16 protein-coding genes are annotated in these 18770 nt (G+C 42.2%); 12 read left to right on the top strand and 4 right to left on the bottom strand.

The genetic code is table 11. The annotated features are described in order from the left end of the window. Positions 1–514 precede the first annotated feature (514 nt). The 7 genes from SLH46_RS18735 to SLH46_RS18705 all read left to right on the top strand — a co-directional run bounded on the left by SLH46_RS18735 (position 515) and on the right by SLH46_RS18705 (position 9084). Positions 515–2083 carry a hypothetical protein gene (locus tag SLH46_RS18735; RefSeq protein ID WP_320282751.1) on the top strand — a complete coding sequence of 523 codons (1569 nt, stop codon included), beginning with the start codon at positions 515–517 and terminating at the stop codon, positions 2081–2083. Next, positions 2076–2795, top strand: coding sequence for a 3-oxoacid CoA-transferase subunit A (locus SLH46_RS18730; RefSeq protein ID WP_320282750.1), 720 nt, complete (start codon positions 2076–2078; stop codon positions 2793–2795). The genes SLH46_RS18735 and SLH46_RS18730 overlap by 8 nt, the downstream gene beginning before the upstream one ends. After that, a complete protein-coding gene (locus SLH46_RS18725) occupies positions 2782–3438 on the top strand; it encodes a 3-oxoacid CoA-transferase subunit B (protein ID WP_320282749.1) in 657 nt (218 codons plus the stop codon). The genes SLH46_RS18730 and SLH46_RS18725 overlap by 14 nt, the downstream gene beginning before the upstream one ends. An 18-nt stretch (positions 3439–3456) precedes the next feature. Next, positions 3457–4800, top strand: a complete 1344-nt coding sequence (locus tag SLH46_RS18720) for an aspartate aminotransferase family protein (protein ID WP_320282748.1) — start codon at positions 3457–3459, stop codon at positions 4798–4800. Beyond that, positions 4793–5995 (top strand): 3-oxoadipyl-CoA thiolase, encoded by a 1203-nt coding sequence (gene pcaF / locus SLH46_RS18715; protein WP_320282747.1) that lies wholly within the window; start codon positions 4793–4795, stop codon positions 5993–5995. Before SLH46_RS18720 ends, pcaF begins: the two co-directional genes overlap by 8 nt. A 159-nt stretch (positions 5996–6154) precedes the next feature. Next, on the top strand, positions 6155–7696 hold the full coding sequence (gene amaB / locus SLH46_RS18710; protein ID WP_320282746.1) for an L-piperidine-6-carboxylate dehydrogenase: 1542 nt from the start codon (positions 6155–6157) through the stop codon (positions 7694–7696). A gap of 38 nt (positions 7697–7734) precedes the next feature. Further along, a complete protein-coding gene (locus tag SLH46_RS18705) occupies positions 7735–9084 on the top strand; it encodes a saccharopine dehydrogenase C-terminal domain-containing protein (protein ID WP_320282745.1) in 1350 nt (449 codons plus the stop codon). Positions 9085–9100: 16 nt separating this feature from the next. On the opposite strand, the gene SLH46_RS18700 is transcribed toward SLH46_RS18705, so the two are convergent. Further along, positions 9101–9895, bottom strand: coding sequence for an endonuclease/exonuclease/phosphatase family protein (locus tag SLH46_RS18700; protein WP_320282744.1), 795 nt, complete (start codon positions 9893–9895; stop codon positions 9101–9103). A 90-nt stretch (positions 9896–9985) separates the two neighbouring features. On the opposite strand from SLH46_RS18700, the gene SLH46_RS18695 reads away from it, so the two are divergent. After that, positions 9986–11260 carry an outer membrane protein assembly factor BamB family protein gene (locus SLH46_RS18695; protein WP_320282743.1) on the top strand — a complete coding sequence of 425 codons (1275 nt, stop codon included), beginning with the start codon at positions 9986–9988 and terminating at the stop codon, positions 11258–11260. An 80-nt stretch (positions 11261–11340) separates the two neighbouring features. Here the strand turns inward: SLH46_RS18695 and SLH46_RS18690 are convergent, their stop codons facing one another. The 3 genes from SLH46_RS18690 to SLH46_RS18680 are packed head-to-tail and all read right to left on the bottom strand — an operon-like array spanning position 11341 to position 12810. Continuing rightward, positions 11341–11832: a DUF4252 domain-containing protein gene (locus SLH46_RS18690; RefSeq protein ID WP_320282742.1), complete on the bottom strand. Its 492-nt coding sequence runs from the start codon at positions 11830–11832 to the stop codon at positions 11341–11343. Between the two features lie 2 nt (positions 11833–11834). Further along, on the bottom strand, positions 11835–12323 hold the full coding sequence (locus tag SLH46_RS18685; protein ID WP_320282741.1) for a hypothetical protein: 489 nt from the start codon (positions 12321–12323) through the stop codon (positions 11835–11837). Further along, positions 12316–12810: an RNA polymerase sigma factor gene (locus SLH46_RS18680; protein ID WP_320282740.1), complete on the bottom strand. Its 495-nt coding sequence runs from the start codon at positions 12808–12810 to the stop codon at positions 12316–12318. The genes SLH46_RS18685 and SLH46_RS18680 overlap by 8 nt, the downstream gene beginning before the upstream one ends. A 302-nt stretch (positions 12811–13112) precedes the next feature. Between SLH46_RS18680 and typA the strand changes: the two genes are divergently transcribed. The 4 genes from typA (at position 13113) to SLH46_RS18660 (ending at position 18759) form a co-directional block, all read left to right on the top strand. Beyond that, entirely contained in the window at positions 13113–14924 is a 1812-nt protein-coding gene (gene typA, locus SLH46_RS18675) for a translational GTPase TypA (RefSeq protein ID WP_320282739.1), read from the top strand. A gap of 739 nt (positions 14925–15663) precedes the next feature. Further along, on the top strand, positions 15664–16875 hold the full coding sequence (locus tag SLH46_RS18670) for an outer membrane protein assembly factor BamB family protein (protein ID WP_320282738.1): 1212 nt from the start codon (positions 15664–15666) through the stop codon (positions 16873–16875). A gap of 110 nt (positions 16876–16985) precedes the next feature. After that, positions 16986–18041, top strand: coding sequence for a sensor histidine kinase (locus SLH46_RS18665; protein WP_320282737.1), 1056 nt, complete (start codon positions 16986–16988; stop codon positions 18039–18041). Continuing rightward, on the top strand, positions 18034–18759 hold the full coding sequence (locus tag SLH46_RS18660; protein WP_320282736.1) for a LytR/AlgR family response regulator transcription factor: 726 nt from the start codon (positions 18034–18036) through the stop codon (positions 18757–18759). Before SLH46_RS18665 ends, SLH46_RS18660 begins: the two co-directional genes overlap by 8 nt. The last annotated feature ends 11 nt before the right edge of the window (positions 18760–18770 follow it).

Genomic DNA, 18770 nt, shown 5'->3' with positions numbered 1-18770 from the left:
TTTTCAAACGAAAATTTTGAGATTTCGTTCGTTATTTTTTACTCCGGTTTTCAGGTCTGAAATGTTTTTCAGTACACAAAAAAAGCAAAGTAACGGTTGAATTAATAAATTGCTTTTTTTCAGCCCCTTAAGTTGCTAAAAATTTATTTAACAAAAGATGACATCTGCCATTTTTATAAAATATCTCAAAATTCATGGACTTTTGACATAAAATTTTATAAATTGTGCACATGGTACAATCGTATTCATGTCCGGTTTTTTTCTATCAAGGCATGCCGGAATGCCTCGATGAAGATTCGGTTTCACATTAGCTGCAACCGCAGCAATTTTATTCCACAACTCTTATTTGACGCTTGTCAATACTTATTTACTGTATAAATTCTTTTCTAATCGGTGTCGGTAAGACGGATTCGGAATGAAGCGCAACAGCCTTAAACTTAGCTCGTATAAAGTTATGTATTGGCGTTGACGTGTTTATGAAATTTTCAATGTGAACTTTTAATATTAAAACAAAATGAACAGTACGAAAGAGTCATTAAATGTTACTGAAATGATGCGTGCTTACGATTTTACGCCCGAAACAATTCAAACCATTAATAACGAGGAGCTTTTGCCTGCCGGATTGATTCGCCGACTGCAAAAATGTTATCCTCAGTATTCCGGATTATCAAAGCAAGAAGAACCACTTTTTAAAGAAAAAACACATTATTCTGGATTGATCGGTTTTCGCGAAATTTTGCATGAGTTAAAAGCTAATGGAGTGGAGCTTGACCGCATAAAAGAACGTGAGTTTTTTCTTGAAGTTTACCGGTTTATGGCAACCAAACACATCCTGAATACCATCGATTGGAGTAACTATAAAAATGATCCGAATTATTACCTGGTATTTCCGCAGCCCGATATGATTAACAAAGTGGATGTACAAAAATACCTGGATGCCGAAAGCGATGAGGAACGACAAAAAGTTGTTGAAGCTTATCAATTAAAAACAAATCCGCACGACGGGAAACAAAAACTGAACAAACCTTTCTTTTATAATGATGAGGGCCAGATAGAGATTTTGGAAGGAAGCCAGCACAAGTACCCGCCAATTAAATTGATTCTGGATGCCGGAACCCAAAACTGTTTTGCTTTTTGTACCTACTGTTTTCGGCATGCGCAGGTTCGTGGCGATGAAGATATGTTTGTACAACGCGATATCAGTCAGGTGCATAACTACCTGAAAAAGCACAAAGAAGTTACCGACATATTAATTACCGGTGGAGATGCCGGTTATATTTCGTACAGACGTTTGAAAGAATACCTCACTCCAATTCTGGAAGATGAGGAGCTTTTGCACATTCGCACGATGCGGATCGGTTCGCGCGCTATCACTTTTCATCCTGAACATCTACTCACGGATCAGTTTAAGGAAATACTGGAACTACTTAAAATGAGCGTTGAAAATGGCGTTCAGGTGGTTTGGATGACGCACACATCAACACCGCGGGAACTACTTAACCCGGGGGCAATTGCAGCCATTCAGCGACTGAAAAAATATGGTATTAAAGTGAAGAGCCAGAGTCCGATTATGAACACCATTAGTTTGTATAAGGATGAGAAGGGGAAGGTGGATGTTGATCGTTCAGCACAGAATTGGATCGATTTGGGCAATATTTTGGCCATGCTTGGAGTCGGTTTTCACTCGATGTATTGCGCACGGCCAACAGGCGAGCATCATCATTTTACTGCTCCTCTGGCAGACATCACGAAAGTGTTCAGTAAGATATACAGAAGCCTTGCATCGATAAATCGTCCGTCGCGTTACATCACCATGACTTCCTCTGCCGGAAAAACTTCATTAATGGGAACAACTGAGATTGATGGGAAGAAAGTGTTTGTGCTTAAATTCAACGAAGCCAGGAACATGGAGTGGATGGACCGCGTATATTTTGCCGAGTACGACGAGCAGGAAAATACAATAGAAAAGTTAAAGCCTTACAAAGCTGACAAATATTTCTACGAAGATGAATTGGAAGAAATTGAGGGAAGACTGGAAGAGGCGTTAAAAAAAGAATCGTTAAAAATGGCAAGCCATGATTAACAAAATCGTGAATTCGGCAAAAGAAGCGGTTGCCGGAATTTTCGACGGAGCAACCGTAATGATCAGTGGTTTTGGTGAAGCCGGCAGCCCGGTGGAATTGATTCACGCACTGGTCGATCATAGGGCAAAAGACCTCACAGTTGTGAGTAACAACGCCGGAAGTGGTCATGTTGGTTTGGCAGCACTTATCGAAAACCGACAGGTTAAAAAGATACTCTGTTCGTTCCCACGTACCGCTATTTCTATTGTATTTCCGGAGTTGTATCGGGCCGGCGAAATCGAGTTGGAACTGGTGCCGCAAGGGACATTGGCCGAACGAATTCGTGCCGGCGGTGCAGGAGTTCCTGCATTTTATACGCCCACAACCGTAAATACCCCTTTGGCAGAAGGCAAAGAAATACGTGAGTTTAATGGCAGAAAATACGTAATGGAAACAGCCATTCAGGCCGATTTTGCTTTGATAAAATGTGCTGCCGCCGATAAATACGGCAATCTTATTTACAACAAAACAGCCCGCAATTTTGGGCCGGTCATGTGTATGGCTGCCAAATCAACGATTGTGCAGGCCAAACAAGTGGTTGAACTTGGAAGTATTGATCCGGAACATGTTGTTACACCGGGAATTTTTGTTCATCGGGTAGTGGAAATTTCCAGTCCTGCCGATGAATCGAAATTGGTTGCCGAAAATGTAAAGTACCATGGAATCAGATAATAAAAATATAGGCTGGAGCACGAGTGAGATGGCGCAAAAAGTTGCCATGGATATTCATGATGGTGCATATGTAAATTTGGGGATCGGCATTCCTGAAATGGTTGCCGGTTTCATCCCTGAAGGTCGTGAGGTAATCTATCATACCGAAAATGGTTTGCTGGGAATGGGAACGGTTGCAGAGATTGGCAGTGAAGATCCTGAATTGGTGAATGCAGGAAAAAAATATATCACGGCCGTTCCCGGAGCGGCTTATTTTCATCATGCCGACAGTTTTGCCATGATACGTGGCGGCCATATCGATATTTGTGTTCTGGGTGCTTACCAGGTTTCGGAAGAAGGCGATCTGGCCAACTGGTCTACCGGAAATCCTAATGATATTCCTGCTGTGGGTGGTGCCATGGATTTGGTGGCCGGGGTAAAAACCATTTTTGTAATTACAAAACACACCACCAAAACCGGTGAATCGAAAATTGTAAAACAGTGCACTTATCCTTTAACGGGGAAAAATGTGGTGAGTCGCATTTATACCAATTACGCGATAATCGATGTCAGAGATAAACAGCTTTACGTGAGAGAACTGGCTCCCGGAGTGAGTTTTGAGTTTTTGCAAAAACATACTGAGGCAACATTGCATCAGAATTAAATCAGTAAAAACAGAAAGATGGCTAAAAAAGAAAATAGCGAAGAAATCTATAATAAGGCGCGCCAGGTAATTAGTGGTGGTGTAAGCCGGAATACGGTTTTTCGCATGCCTTATCCGAATTATGCCAACAGTGCTTCGGGTTGTTACATCACCGATATCGACGGCACAGTGCGCACTGATTTTGCCAATAACATGGCTGCACTTATTCATGGTCATTCATTTCCTCCAATTATCGATGCGGTTATCGAGCAGCTAAAAAAAGGAACAGCATACACACTTGCTTCCGAGATTGAAGTGGCGTTTGCCACTCACCTGATCGAACGCGTCGAAAGTTTCGAGCGTATTCGTTTTACAAATTCGGGTACCGAAGCTGTTATGGCGATGATAAAAGCATCGAGGGCGTTTACTGGCCGGCCAAAAATTGCCAAAGCCGAAGGTGCTTATCATGGTACTTACGATTTTGCTGAAGTCAGTCAAATGGCAGATCCGTCGAACTGGGGAAAGGAAGATCAGCCCAGCAGTGTTGCGCTTGCTCATGGAACACCTCCGTGTGTAACCAAAGACGTGGTCATCTATCCGTACAACAACATTGAACGCACGCTGAATATTCTGGATAAACATGCTGAAGATATTGCCTGTGTTATCGTTGATCCGGTCCCGCACCGTGTAGGTTTGGTTCCCGGAAACGATGATTTTATAGAGGCGCTTTACAGCTGGACCCGTAAAAATGAGGCTTTACTGGTTTTTGATGAGGTGGTAACTTTCCGTGTGAATTATGGCGGAGCACAGGAAAATTATTCGGTAAAACCGGATCTTACATCGCTTGGAAAGATAATCGGCGGCGGATTTCCGGTTGGTGCTGTTGCCGGAAGAGCCGATGTGATGCAGGTTTTTGATCCACACGAAAAGAATCTTCTGTTGCCTTACTCCGGAACGTTCTCGGCTAATCCGATAACCATGACAGCCGGTTACCAGGCGATGAAATATTATGATGCGGAAGCGGTGAAGCAGCTAAATCTACTGGCTGATGTAACAGTTAAACAGATTCGAGAAGTAATAAAACTTACAGATGTTCCGGTTTCGGTTACAGGCGCCGGTTCCATGTTTCGGATGCATCTTCGTCCTAATCCACCAACAACTTACCGCGAGGCTTATCTGGATAAAGAAGGCAAAAAGCTGGTTAATGAATTGCTGGATTACATGTATTACAAAGAAAATACCTTGATGATCAATACTTTCTCTTGCATGCTTTCAACGGTAATGACACAAAAGGAAATTGATCAACTTACAGAAGGATTACACAGAGCTTTTACGGCATTTAAACCAAGGATTCAAAAACTAAACAAAGATAACTATGAATGACGTTTTTATTTGCGATGCAATTCGCACACCGGTTGGAAAATATGGAGGTTCGCTGTCCGCGATCCGGGCAGATGATCTGGCGGCCATTCCACTAAAGATTTTGTTGGAGCGCAACGATCAGATCGATCCGTCAGCTTTCGACGATGTGATAATGGGATGTGCTAACCAGGCTGGAGAAGACAACCGAAATATTGCACGGATGGCTTTACTTTTGGCAGGAATGCCGGAGTCAGTTCCGGGAGTGACTATAAATCGTTTGTGTTCTTCAGGAATGGAAGCTATTGGATTGGCAGCGCGGGCCATAAAAGCAGGCGAGGCTGAGCTGATGATCGCCGGCGGAGCAGAAAATATGTCGCGGTCGCCATTGGTAATGCCAAAAGCTACACAGGCTTTTTCCCGAAATACTGAAATCTATGACTCAACAATTGGCTGGCGTTTTGTAAATGATAAGTTTCAGAAAAAATATGGAACAGATCCGCTGATTTGCACGGCAGAAAATCTGGCCACAGAATTCAGAATCAGTCGCGAAGATCAGGATCGTTTTGCACACAACAGTCAGTTGAAAACCGCTGAAGCACAGCAAAACGGGGCACTGGCGAGGGAAATTATACCGGTTTCGATTCCACAACCAAAAGGAGATCCGGTCATCTTTGAAAAGGATGAACATCCGAGACTGACTTCCCTTGAAAAACTGGCATCGTTGAATCCGGTTTATGGACCGGGAACCACTGTTACTGCCGGAAATGCTTCGGGTATTAACGATGGTGCAGCTGCTGTTATTGTCGCTTCGGAAGCCGCCATTAAGAAGTTCAATCTAACACCGAAAGCAAGAATTCTGGGAACTCAGGCAGCCGGTGTGCCACCAAGAACCATGGGAATTGGACCGGTTCCGGCCACTTACAAGCTTTTAAAACGATTGGGAATGACTTTGGATCAGATGGGCATCATCGAATTAAATGAAGCATTTGCCGCTCAATCGCTGGCTTGCATCCGCGAGTTTGGAATGGCAGACGATGATCCGCGGTTGAATCCACTTGGAGGAGCAATCGCACTCGGACATCCGCTGGGAATGTCGGGAGCGCGTTTGGTTACAACTGCAATTTATCAGCTGCAAAATTCAAACTCAAAATACGCGCTTTGTACCATGTGTGTTGGCGTTGGTCAGGGCGTTTCAATGATTTTGGAAAAGGTGTAAACGTTAACTATACCCCTTTGCCTTACGGCATTTCCCCTTAAAAAGGGGAAAACTGCTTAGGGTTACTGAAAAAGTTGATTTGAAAATGCTCCCCTCTGGACGGGAACTCCCGAAGGGTGAGGGGTAAAATGAAATTAAGAACAACTAAAAATAAAGACAATGAAAATTGATATCTCAAAAGAATTAAAAGAGTTAGGAATTAGTGAAGTTAATAATGGTGTTTGCACCGGAACCAAATGGAAAACAACCTCCGGTGCAGTTGTTGAATCGTTTTCGCCTTCGGACGGAGAATTAATTGCAACTGTGAATCAGGCAACTACTGCCGACTACCACGAGGTGGTGGAAAAAGCGAAAGGCGCTTTTAAAGTTTGGCGAATGGTGCCGGCTCCAAAACGTGGCGAGATTGTGCGCCAGATTGGTTTGGAACTTCGCAAATTTAAGGAGCCGCTCGGAAAACTTGTATCGTACGAAATGGGTAAAATTTACCAGGAAGGTCTTGGTGAGGTGCAGGAAATGATCGATATCTGCGATTTTGCCGTTGGTCAGTCGCGCCAGTTATACGGTTTTACCATGCACTCTGAACGGGAAAAACACCGCATGTACGACCAGTATCATCCACTGGGAATTGTAGGTGTTGTTTCGGCGTTTAACTTTCCGGTTGCCGTTTGGGCATGGAATGCGATGATCGCGCTGGTGGCAGGAGATGTAGTTATCTGGAAACCGTCATCAAAAGTATTTTTATGTGCTATCGCTGTACATAACATCGTTGCGAAAGTATTAAAAGATAACGATGTCCCTGAAGGTGTTTTGAATCTGGTAGCAGCAGGTTCACGCGAATTGGGTGACGAGTTTTTCAGTGACAAAAATATTCCGCTGGTATCATTTACCGGCTCAACAAAAATTGGTAAGAAAGTTGGTGGTCTTGTCGGTCAGCGTTTGGGAAAAACCATCCTTGAACTTGGCGGAAACAATGCCATTATAATTACTCCTGAGGCCGATCTTGAAATGGCGCTTCGTGCGGTTGTTTTTGGTGCAGTAGGTACTTGCGGACAGCGATGTACTTCTACCCGCCGCATTATCGTTCACGATTCGGTTTACGAAGATTTTAAAAACCGTTTGATTGCTATTTACGAGCAATTGCCAATTGGTCATGCCCTGGATGAAAAAACACTGGTTGGGCCACTGGTTGATCGTTGGGCTGTGGATACTTACCTCGCCGCCATCGAGAAAGTAAAAGCTGAAGGTGGAAATCTGCTGATTGGTGGAGAAGTGCTTTCAGGAGAAGGCTATGAATCAGGATGTTTTGTAACGCCGAGTATCGCCGAGGTGGAAAATCATTACGAAATCGTTCAGGACGAAACTTTTGCTCCGTTGCTGTATATGATTCGTTATACCGATCTGGATGAGGCCATTCGTTTGCACAACGATGTGCCACAGGGATTGTCGTCGGCAATTTTCTCAACGCATATGCTGGAAACCGAGAAATTCCTGTCGCACGAAGGATCGGATTGCGGAATTGCCAATGTAAATATTGGAACGTCGGGTGCCGAAATTGGTGGCGCTTTTGGTGGCGAGAAAGAAACTGGTGGTGGTCGCGAGTCGGGTTCCGATGCATGGAAAGCTTATATGCGACGTCAAACCAATACAATAAATTACAGCACAGAGCTTCCATTGGCTCAGGGAATTGAGTTTAATGTCTAGAATTCAATTTCAATACTCATAGCTAAAGAACTGAATAAATGAAGAACATACTAATATTTGGGGCCGGTAGGTCGAGTGTATTTTTGCTCACCTACCTGGCCGAACGTGCATCAAAATATCACTGGCATATAAAAGTTGTTGACGCCGAAGAAAGTGCTCTGGCAAAATCGCTAAAACTGTCCTTTTCCATTTTAAATGTGCGCGATGAATTTGCCCGCGACCAGGAAGTTCGTGAAGCGGATCTGGTAATTTCCATGTTGCCCGCACGCTTTCATAAACTGGTGATGCAATCGTGTCTGAAATTTTCGAAAAGTTTGTTTACGGCTTCGTACGAAAGTAAGGAAACACTGCAAGTTGAAGAGGAAGCAAGAAGTAAAGGCCTGCTGTTTTTAAACGAATGCGGTTTAGATCCTGGCCTCGATCATATGTCGGCGATGCGCGTGATCAATGAAATTAAAAACGAAGGCCATCAGTTGGAGGCTTTTGAATCTTTTACCGGTGGTTTGGTGGCACCAGAATCAGATGATAATCCGTGGCATTACAAGTTTAGCTGGAATCCGAGAAATGTGGTGTTGGCCGGACAAGGCGGACCTGCAAAATTTATCCAGAAAGGAAAGGTAAAATACATTCCTTACAACCGCTTATTTCGCAGAACTGAGTTGATTGAGATTGATGATTACGGTTGGTTTGAAGGTTATGCCAACCGCGATTCGTTGAGCTACATAGAGAAATATGGATTACAGGAAGTACCCACTATTTTTCGGGGGACTTTGCGGCGTCCGGGTTTTTGTAAGGCGTGGAATGTGTTTGTGCAGTTGGGCGCCACCAGCGATGAGCATTATATTGACAATGTAGAAGACATGACTTATCGTGACTTTATTAATTCGTTTCTGTATTATCATCCTGCTACTGTTGATCTGAAACTGTATCATTCGATGCAAATTCCGATGGATTCGGAGATCATTCCAAAACTGGAATGGCTGGGAATCTTTGATGATCGAAAAATTGGATTGAAACGTGCAACGCCTGCCCAGGTAATGGAAAAGTTGCTTTCGGAAAAATGGCAGTTGATGCCCGAAGATAAAGATATGATCGTGATGTGGCATAAGTTTGAATACCTCGATCGCGACAGTAAAGAAAAAGTGGAGAAGAACAGTTCGTTGGTGGTAATTGGCGAATCGGGAGAGAAAACAGCCATGGCAAAAACGGTGGGTTTACCACTTGCGGTTGCTGCAAAATTGTTTCTAACCGACAAACTGAACCATCGCGGAATTTATATTCCAACGCACCCCGATATTTACGAACCGATTTTGGATGAATTGGAAGAATTTGGAATCAAGTTCGCCGAAATGGAGAAAAGACTGGTTGGTCAGGGAAATGTGGTTTAAAAGGAGAGACTCCTCCTTATTTTACCAATTTTAACACGGATAAAAAGGCACAGTGGTCGGAAGCAATTTCATCGCAAATGACTTCTGTTTCTACCACTTGCCACCTTTCGGCAGGCCTGAAAAATATGTAATCAATCTTTATCTCAGGGGCGTCTGATGGATAAGTTAAAGCTCCTTCTTGGTCGCTTGCCATCCAGTATTTTTTCAGAATTGAGATGGGCTCGCTGTCGGGTGTAGCATTTAAATCGCCGGCTAAAATTGAGGGGTATTTACATGAGGTGAAAACCTCGTTGATCGTTTCTACCTGATCTATTCTATCCATGCTTCTTTCCTGGTGCTCCAAATGAGTTCCGATAAAGCTGATTGTATCTCCCGATTCCAGTTGTACCAGAACTTGAAGTGCTGCGCGTGGTTCATTTTCGGGTGAGTGGGGAAGCGGTACATTTTTGCTCGAAAGAATGGGCATTTTTGTCAATATTCCTTCCCCGTATCCGCCACCGTCATAAGGCATGGCAATTCCAAATAACGGAGCCATCTTAGTTCGCGAGCCGAGTTCGGTAACGAGATCGTAGTTGCGGGCGCGATTGGTTTTGAAATCAACCTCCTGCATGGCTACCAGGTCAGGATTTGTATTCTGAATAACCGATGCGATCTTGTCCAAATCAAAATCGCCTTTGGTTGTTGCGCCGTGCAAAATATTAAAAGTTAAAACGCGAACTGTAATTTCTTTATCAGAAGTGTTTTGCGCGGGAATTGTATGGAAAGTTAATACAAGGGTGAGTATAGCAAGTAACTGTTTCGTCATTTTCATTGATCATAAATTAGCGGGGTGAAGGTAGAGATTAAATTTTTGAAATTCCATATTTAGTATAACTTTGATTTCAAACAAACTTTACCTGAAATGATGACCAAAAAAATCAACTTCACCGTGTTTATTTTTTTCCTCTTTGTATTGGTTTCGTGCCAGAGTGAGCAACAAAACTGGACTCATTTTCGTGGATCGAATATGGACGGACATGCCAATGTGGAAACAGCTCCGCTGCACTGGAGCGATACTGAAAATGTTGTTTGGAAAGTGCCCGTAAAAGGATTGGGCTGGTCATCGCCGGTGGTTTATAATGGACAGGTTTGGGTGACTTCGGCTGAAAAAGAAGGACACGAATTTTACCTGTTTTGTTTCGATCTGGAAACCGGCAAACTGTTAAGCGAGCAAACATTGTTTACTGCAGAAGATCCGCAGCGCATACACGGAACCAATTCGTATGCCACGCCTACTCCGTGCATTGAGGAAGGACGTGTTTATGTGCATTATGGAAGTTTTGGAACGGCCTGTGTCGATACTGAAAATTTCGAGGTGATCTGGAAACGAAATGATTTGCCGTGCGATCACATGCAGGGACCGGCATCATCGCCAATAATTTACAAGGATAAACTGATTGTGCATTTGGAGGGAACCGAAGATCCATACGTGGTTGCTCTAGATAAAAAGACAGGAGATATAATTTGGAAAAGTGTCCGCCCAAAAGAAATATACGATCCGCTGGAACCGGTTTATCGGAAATCGTACCAAACACCAATTGTAATAACTGTCGGAGACCGGGATTTGCTGATCAGCAACTCTGCTTTCATGTGTTTTGCACACGATGTAAATACCGGAGAGGTGGTCTGGTCGTTTAAATATGGTTACGACTCCACAGTAAGTCAGCCTTTGTTTTACAACGGACTTGTATTTGTAAATTCCGGCTGGATATTTTTGGATGGTAAGCCAAATTTTACCCGGCAGTTTGCTATCGATCCAACAGGAACGGGTGATGTAACAGAAACACATCAGGTTTGGATGTACGAAGATGAGGTGCCGCAAATTCCAACGCCCGTAATTGTTGACGGAAAAATGTATATGGTACACGCCCGGGGCACGGTAACTTGTTTGGATGCGATGACAGGAAAAGTGATCTGGAAAGAAAAACTGAAGGGTAACTTTAATTCGTCGCCGATTTATGCCGGTGGAAATATTTACTTTATCAATGTAAAAGGATTTTGTACGATTTTAAAACCAGGCGATTCGTTTGAGAAAGTTGCTGAAAACGATATTAGTGAAACAGTAAAAGCAGTACCTGTTTTTGTTGGCGATAAAATGCTTTTGCGAAGCGAGAAGAATTTGTATTTGATTAAGTAGCAATCTGCGATTATAATAAAAATGAGCTCATCTGTATTTTCACTGATGAGCTCATTTCGTTTCCAAATATATCTGGTTCGCTACATTCCCAAAGCATTTCCGGCGATGTCGATTATTTGTTCAAATTGATGCATATTCTGCAAATCGAGCGTTCCTGTAATGTAAATAATCATATTATTACTCACCAGGAGAAATTCATTCTCGTTGTTACCATCTTTTTTATAAAACGATATTTTTGAGCGTTCGTCTCTTTGCGTCATTAAACGTGTATAATCCTTTAGATTCGCGTTCTCCATGAATGTTTTATATAATTCTTCGCCAAGCTCTGTGCGGTGTGCTCCTCCGGGCTGAATCATTTTTAATTGATGAAGTTTGCTGATGTATTCTTTAAATTCAGGACTGATCTCTCTTGATTCCGACAGCATTTTGAACATGTCTTTTGTGACTTCAAAATAAGATACACCTTCACGACTGTCGATTTGTTTAAAGGCCTGATCGATACTTTTATTTCCATCTTGCGCCAGACTACAGACACTGATGAATAGAAAGAATAAGATGAATTTTGTTCTCATGATTAATTGATTTTAAGATCTTTAATTGGATTGTCAAATTGGATATTTAAATTTTTCAACGATTGTACACCGCTTAACGGAGTGTTAATTTGTTTTGCGTTTTCAAGTTTAGCAAGGCAGGCATTCATTTCTTTCGAAAACTGATACAATGCCAGTTTGGTATTTTCCTCGAGCTCTGCCAGCTCATTTTCTGTTAAAGTAATTTGTTGTTCTTGTTGATGGCGATTTAAGCCAACAAAAATGAGGCTCACCACCAGCAAAACCGAAGCCGCATACGCGAACAATCTTTTTGGTTGCAGAAAACGTTGCTTTTTATGTTGTTCTATTTTTTCGAACGGATTAAAGTCCGGCACCTCTGCACTTATGCGGTCGTTCAGTTGTTGGTACGATTGGATAAATTCCTGTTCCAACGAATTTTCCTTTTCGGTTGCTCCTAAATCTTTCAGATCGAAATCTTCTTCAAGAAAGTGTTTTGATTTATTGCTACACATTTGCTAACTCCTCCTTAAAAATTTCAAATAATTTTTTTCTTCCTCTCGAAACATGCACGCGTATTGTATTTGTGCTTTGTTCCATAATTTCGCTCACCTCTTCGTATTCCAGTCCCTGGAAATCTTTTAATTCTATTGCCATTCTTTGCTGGTCGGGTAATTGGTGCAGTTCCTGTTTTAACTTATCCACCAGGTCAATAGCATCAAATCGCGTTTCTTCCTGTGCTTCGTGAACGTTTGCCAACAGGTAATTTTGGTGGTGTTTTTGTTTTCGCAACACATCGAAACAATGGTTTTTAACTGCATTTAAACAATAGCTTTCAAGGTTTTTTGCATCATCCAACAAACGTTTGTTTTTCCACAACTTTAGCACCACCTCCTGAACTGCATCCTGTGCATCGTTGCTGTCTTTTAGTATGCTAAAGGCAAACCTGAATAGTTTATCTTTTAGTTGTATAATTAGTTTTTCAAATTTGCTGTTTGTCATCTAAACGGGCTATTGCTTTTAATGAATTACGTTCGAGTGCCGATTTCATAACACGCTAAGGTAAAAAAATGAAATTATTGTTTGTGAAATTCAATATGGATGGCTGACTTTTAGAGCCTTGTGTAGCCCGATATTAAATTTAAAGGTAAGAATGACTTTATTCATAGGGTTACGCGCATTACACTGCAAAACTTTCTTACATTTGCGCGCCGATTCCAAAGGCCGGTTATAATCTTATAACACATTGAGTGAAAACAAATAATACGTTTTGGTGTTGGTAAATTGGATTAGAAAAAAGTAAAATGACAGAAATCAGAAACATTGCAATTATTGCACACGTTGACCACGGTAAAACTACTTTGGTTGACCGAATACTTCACCAGGTAAAATTGTTCCGCGAAAACCAGGAGGTTCAGGAGCTTTTACTGGATAACAACGACCTGGAACGTGAGCGTGGAATTACCATTCTTTCGAAAAACGTTTCGGTACGCTACAAAGACACCAAAATTAACATTATCGATACACCTGGGCACAGCGACTTTGGTGGCGAGGTGGAGCGTGTATTGAATATGGCAGATGGTGTTTTATTAATTGTTGATGCTTTTGAAGGGCCAATGCCGCAAACTCGTTTTGTGTTGCAAAAAGCCATCGAATTGGGATTAAAACCAATGGTGGTGGTTAACAAAGTCGACAAAGAAAACTGTACTCCGGAAATTGCCCAGGAGAAAGTTTTCGATTTGATGTTTAGCCTTGATGCAACCGAAGAGCAGTTGGATTTTCCAACAGTTTACGGATCGGCAAAAGCTGGCTGGATGGGACCGGACTGGCAAACTCCAACTGAAGATGTTGTTTATTTGCTCGACCAGATTCTGGAACATATTCCGGCATCGACACCCAAAGAAGGAACCGTGCAAATGCGTATTACTTCGCTTGATTATTCATCGTACACCGGGCGTATTGCGGTAGGAAAAGTTACTCGTGGAGAGTTGGTTCCGGGGGCAAAAGTATCGCTGGTAAAACGCGATGGAACAATTATAAAATCGGTTGCTAAAGAGTGTTACTTGTTTGAAGGTCTGGGAAAAGAAAAGACAAAAGATGCGGTACCATGTGGAGAGATTTGTGCTGTGCTTGGACTGGAAGGATTTGATATTGGCGACACCATCGCAGATTTTGAAGAACCGGAAGGTTTAACACCGATTCAGGTGGACGAGCCAACCATGAGCATGTTATTTGTGTCGAATAACTCGCCATTTTTCGGACGCGATGGTAAGTTCGTAACTTCTCGTCAGGTACGCGACCGCCTGTTCAAAGAAACCGAAAAGAACCTGGCTTTACGTGTTGAGGAAACCAATTCAGCCGATTCATTTCTGGTTTACGGACGTGGAATTCTTCACTTGTCGATTCTGATTGAAACCATGCGACGTGAGGGCTACGAAATTCAGGTAGGTCAGCCACAGGTACTTGTTAAAGAAATTGATGGTAAAAAATGCGAGCCGATCGAGGCCTTAACTGTTCAGGTTCCTGATGAATTTTCAGGTAAAGTAATTGAACTGGTTACTGCCCGTAAAGGCGATATTGCAAATATTGAAGTAGTTGACGAACGTGCCCATTTGGAATTTCATATTCCTTCGCGCGGTTTAATCGGTTTACGTAACCAAATGCTTACGGCAACCGAAGGTGAGGCCATTATGGCGCACCGCTTGAAAGGTTACGAGCCTTGGAAAGGGGAGCTGGGAGTTAAACGTAACGGAGCATTGATTTCGCTGGAAACAGGAACTTCAATTGCTTATTCGATTGATAAAATGCAGGATCGCGGACGTTTCTTTGTTGAGCCGGGCGAGGAAGTTTACGCCGGCATGGTAATTGGAGAAAACACCCGTCAGGATGATTTGACGATTAATATTATTCGTACCAAAAAAATGTCGAACATGCGTTCTTCGGGTGCTGATGAAAAAACATCGATTGCACCTGCGATTAAATTTTCGCTGGAAGAAGCAATGGAGTACATTCGTAACGATGAGTACATCGAAGTTACTCCGAACTTTATGCGTATCCGTAAAATCTACCTGGATGAACACGAGCGTAAACGCCGTGCAAAAATGTTAAGCGAATAAAATAGATCGAAAAATATACGAAGGCAGGTTGATTATCAATCTGCCTTTTTTTGTGCAGAAAATTGGCCGTTTGAGGTGTTTTTGCGATACTCTTGCTCCACTCCTTCCGGCTCGCAATTCCCTCCAGGAACAAATGTTTTACACTCAATCTCTGAAAAAAGGCTGGTGTATGAGGCGCAAACAGGGACACTTTTTCAATATAATAATACAATTGCGCCTATTTAAATCTCATCATTTAACCCCGGGCGACACTCTCCGCCAGATGGCGGTTCGTTTTCCCGGGGCTAAATTAATACGGACTTTCAGCCCTCTAACATCTTTTCTGTTGGGTTTAAGTATAGAAAATAAGCGCTGAAAGTGCTTAGTATTATAACCCAGGGCAAAGTAATTCAACGAATTACGTCGCCCTGGGGCATGACGAAACGATTAGAATCGTCCGGCGAAGGAAAATGATCGAAGCCATTTGGTTCTTCCGGACGAAATCCAACGGCGTTACTCATTCAAAGGAGGTGCCTGAAAGTTAGTTGTTGAGAGAGAGTAATTAAGACATTAATATTCCCTCCTGTTTTTTCAGTTCGGGCATAAGTTTTAATTCCACTTTTCAGCTACCGGGTTATTAAGAATTGCTCAACCAATCTTAAACATATCTTACTATTTAGATAGCTGATAAATTGCTGGCGAGCATTGCTAATGTGGGGTTTTGGTTCTATTTTTAGGAGCAAAACTTAACTGTAAAGTCATGATCAGAAAATGTTTATTTCTTGCTTTGGCAATGCTTTTTTCAATAACCAGTTTATTCGCCCAGGAACCAACTGTTTGGCGGGGGCACAACAATGGCGTTTATCCCGAAACAGGTTTGCTAAAAAATTGGCCGGCCAACGGTCCCGAAATTTTATGGTCTGTTGAAGGGCTGGGAGAAGGACACTCATCGCCGGTTTTTGCCAACGATAAAATTTACCTGTCAACAATGATTGATGGTGAAGGTTTTATATTCATTTTCTCTCAAAACGGAGAACAACTAAAGAAGATTTCGTACGGAAAAGAATTTACTGAAAGTTACCCGGGAGCTCGTTCTTCGGTTGTAGTTGACGGTGAGTTGATGTATATCTACAGTGGTTACGGAGTGTTAACTTGTATGGATTCGGAAAGTGGCGAAGTAAAATGGCGTAAAAATTCTTTTGAAGATTTTGATGGAAAAAATATTCGCTGGGGAGTTACAGAAACCGTTCTTATTGATGGCGATGTTTTGTATTTAACTCCGGGCGGAAAGATAAATAATATGGTGGCCTTAAATCGTTTTAACGGCGACTTGATCTGGACTTCAGCCGGGAAAGGTGATTTGTCTGCTTATTGTACTCCATTGATGGTTGAACTTCCGGCACGGAAATTACTGGTTACACACACTGCCGATCATATTATCGGTGTTGATGCTAAAACCGGACAGTTGTTATGGGATTACCCACATAAAAACCAGTGGAGCGTTCATCCGAATACACCGCTGTTCTACAATGGCGATCTATTCTGTTTTAGCGGTTATGGAACTGGAGGTGTAAAACTCGACCTTAGCGATGATGGCAGCAGCGTTACCAAACAGTGGGATAATGTGAAGCTCGACAGCCGCATGGGAGGAATGGTTGTGGTTGACGGTTATATGTACGGATCGGGCGATAAAGGCCGCGAATGGCGTTGTGTGAACTGGGAAACCGGCGAGGAAAAATATGCCTCGAAAGATCTTGCAAAAGGTGTTACCATTTATGCCGACGGTATGTTGTATTGTTACAGCGAACGTGGCGAACTGGCATTGGTAAAAGCTACGCCGGATGGATTTAATATAGTAAGTCAAACAAAAGTTGAATTGGGTACTGCGCAACATTGGGCACACCCGGTAATCAATAACGGCCGCTTGTTTGTTCGACACGGCGATGTGTTGATAGCTTATAAAATAAAATAGTGGCGGATGACCAAAAAAGGATGTTTGCGAGGTAAACATCCTTTTTTAGCCTTTATCTGTCGCATGTTTTTGATGACCAAAAGCTCAAAAGCTATATTTGAAAAAAAATCATGAACGAAAACCAACTACCCATATTTTTCCGCTATCGCTTTCTATGGCACTTGCTGTTTTGGGTGGTTGTTTTTATTGGCTACTGGGTAACATACGGCGGCTATCTCGAGCATTACCGCGAAGAATTTTTCCTTGGATTAACGGTGTTGCCGGCAAGAATAATTGGTACTTACACACTTGTTTATGGTATTCTGCCTTTTGCCATCGAAAAGAAAAAGTTCGTGACTTTTGGACTTCTTACAGTTATTCATGCACCACTTTTTGGGTTCCTGATTTACATATCGTACAAGATCCCAAACTTGTATCCCGATTTTTTTGACTATTCAAAACTACCGTTTTTTTATGTTCCGAAAATCTTTAACAAGATTATTTCCAACTATGGAATCCCGATTTTGGCGGCTTCAATAATCGTATTTAAAAAATGGTACATCGACGAGTTAAAAAATAAAAAGCTGGCTGAAGAAAAACTGGCGGCTGAATTGAATTTCCTAAAATCGCAGGTGCACCCGCATTTTCTTTTTAATACACTGAATAACCTGTATGCTTTAACGCTGATAAAGTCGGATAAAACACCCGATATTGTTTTGAAATTGTCGGGATTACTCGATTATATGATCTACAAAAGCAACGACGATTTTGTTCCGCTGCAAGAGGAGATTAAGATTCTCGAAAGCTACGTAGAGTTGGAAAGAATGCGCTACAACGAGCGTCTCGACCTGCAATATAATATTGAAGGAGAAGTCGACCATCACCGGATAGCGCCGTTGATTTTGTTGCCATTTATTGAAAATGCCTTTAAACACGGTGCCAGCAAAGACCGTAAAAATCCAAAGGTAGAAATAAGTATAAAAATCGATGAAAAATGCCTGGCTTTGCAGGTTAAAAATTCGACTCATGGGGAGCCTGAAAAGGATGAGAAACTGAAGGAGGGAATCGGATTAAAAAATGTCCAGCGACGTTTGGAACTGATTTATCCGAAGTCGCATAAACTGACGATTGATAAGCAGGATACAACATTTGAAGTTAACCTAAGAGTTTGCTGGAAAAATGAGTAGAACGAAGTGTTTAATAGTAGATGACGAACCGCTTGCGATTGAAGTGTTGAAATCGCATATCCAAAAGCTGGATTCGTTGGAAATTGTAGGTACCTGTGCCGATGCCATTGAGGCTTTCGATTTTTTAAAGTCGCACGAAGTTGACCTGGTTTTTCTTGATATTAACATGCCGGAAATGAAAGGGACTGATCTGGTTAAAACCCTGAAAAATCCACCGGCAATCGTTTTTACAACCGCTTACCGCGAATACGCCATCGAAAGTTACGACCTGAATGTGCTGGACTACCTGCTAAAACCCATTTCGTTTGAGCGTTTTTTGCAGGCCGTTGAAAAATACAATCAGCAGAATGTGTTGATAGAAGAAGTTACACTTCATAAAAACAATGGTGATTCGGAATGTATTTATCTGCGCGAAAAAAATGTGATCCACAAAATTCCTGTTATCGAGATTTTGTATGTTGAAAGTTTCGGCGATTACATGAAATTGCATACCACCGATCGGGAAATTAACAGCCGTTGCACCATGGCGGCGCTGGAAAAAGCATTGCCTGAAAAGGCTTTTGTTCGGGTGCATCGTTCGTTTCTGATTGCGATAAATAAGGTGACCAGCTTTAGCCCTGTAATGGTGGCAATTGGCGATAAAGAGTTTCCGATAGGTACACGATACCGCGAGAAAACCTTTGATAAACTGGATTTTAATTCATTCTTGAACAAATAAAACAATGCAAA

Origin of the sequence: Draconibacterium sp. IB214405 (assembly GCF_033963885.1) — a bacterium.
Taxonomy (GTDB): domain Bacteria; phylum Bacteroidota; class Bacteroidia; order Bacteroidales; family Prolixibacteraceae; genus Draconibacterium.
The sequence above is the reverse complement of the archived record's forward strand: the minus strand, read 5'-3'. Positions and strand labels throughout refer to the sequence as shown.

What these genes read in the sequence shown, in the direction of transcription:
- SLH46_RS18680 (WP_320282740.1), bottom strand. Translation starts at nt 12,810, where the DNA reads ATGACAAACAGCAAATTTGAAAAACTAATTATACAACTAAAAGATAAA.
- typA (WP_320282739.1), top strand. Translation starts at nt 13,113, where the DNA reads ATGACAGAAATCAGAAACATTGCAATTATTGCACACGTTGACCACGGT.
- amaB (WP_320282746.1), top strand. Translation starts at nt 6,155, where the DNA reads ATGAAAATTGATATCTCAAAAGAATTAAAAGAGTTAGGAATTAGTGAA.
- SLH46_RS18690 (WP_320282742.1), bottom strand. Translation starts at nt 11,832, where the DNA reads ATGAGAACAAAATTCATCTTATTCTTTCTATTCATCAGTGTCTGTAGT.
- SLH46_RS18700 (WP_320282744.1), bottom strand. Translation starts at nt 9,895, where the DNA reads ATGAAAATGACGAAACAGTTACTTGCTATACTCACCCTTGTATTAACT.
- pcaF (WP_320282747.1), top strand. Translation starts at nt 4,793, where the DNA reads ATGAATGACGTTTTTATTTGCGATGCAATTCGCACACCGGTTGGAAAA.
- SLH46_RS18660 (WP_320282736.1), top strand. Translation starts at nt 18,034, where the DNA reads ATGAGTAGAACGAAGTGTTTAATAGTAGATGACGAACCGCTTGCGATT.
- SLH46_RS18665 (WP_320282737.1), top strand. Translation starts at nt 16,986, where the DNA reads ATGAACGAAAACCAACTACCCATATTTTTCCGCTATCGCTTTCTATGG.
- SLH46_RS18685 (WP_320282741.1), bottom strand. Translation starts at nt 12,323, where the DNA reads ATGTGTAGCAATAAATCAAAACACTTTCTTGAAGAAGATTTCGATCTG.
- SLH46_RS18725 (WP_320282749.1), top strand. Translation starts at nt 2,782, where the DNA reads ATGGAATCAGATAATAAAAATATAGGCTGGAGCACGAGTGAGATGGCG.
- SLH46_RS18670 (WP_320282738.1), top strand. Translation starts at nt 15,664, where the DNA reads ATGATCAGAAAATGTTTATTTCTTGCTTTGGCAATGCTTTTTTCAATA.
- SLH46_RS18730 (WP_320282750.1), top strand. Translation starts at nt 2,076, where the DNA reads ATGATTAACAAAATCGTGAATTCGGCAAAAGAAGCGGTTGCCGGAATT.
- SLH46_RS18720 (WP_320282748.1), top strand. Translation starts at nt 3,457, where the DNA reads ATGGCTAAAAAAGAAAATAGCGAAGAAATCTATAATAAGGCGCGCCAG.
- SLH46_RS18705 (WP_320282745.1), top strand. Translation starts at nt 7,735, where the DNA reads ATGAAGAACATACTAATATTTGGGGCCGGTAGGTCGAGTGTATTTTTG.
- SLH46_RS18695 (WP_320282743.1), top strand. Translation starts at nt 9,986, where the DNA reads ATGATGACCAAAAAAATCAACTTCACCGTGTTTATTTTTTTCCTCTTT.
- SLH46_RS18735 (WP_320282751.1), top strand. Translation starts at nt 515, where the DNA reads ATGAACAGTACGAAAGAGTCATTAAATGTTACTGAAATGATGCGTGCT.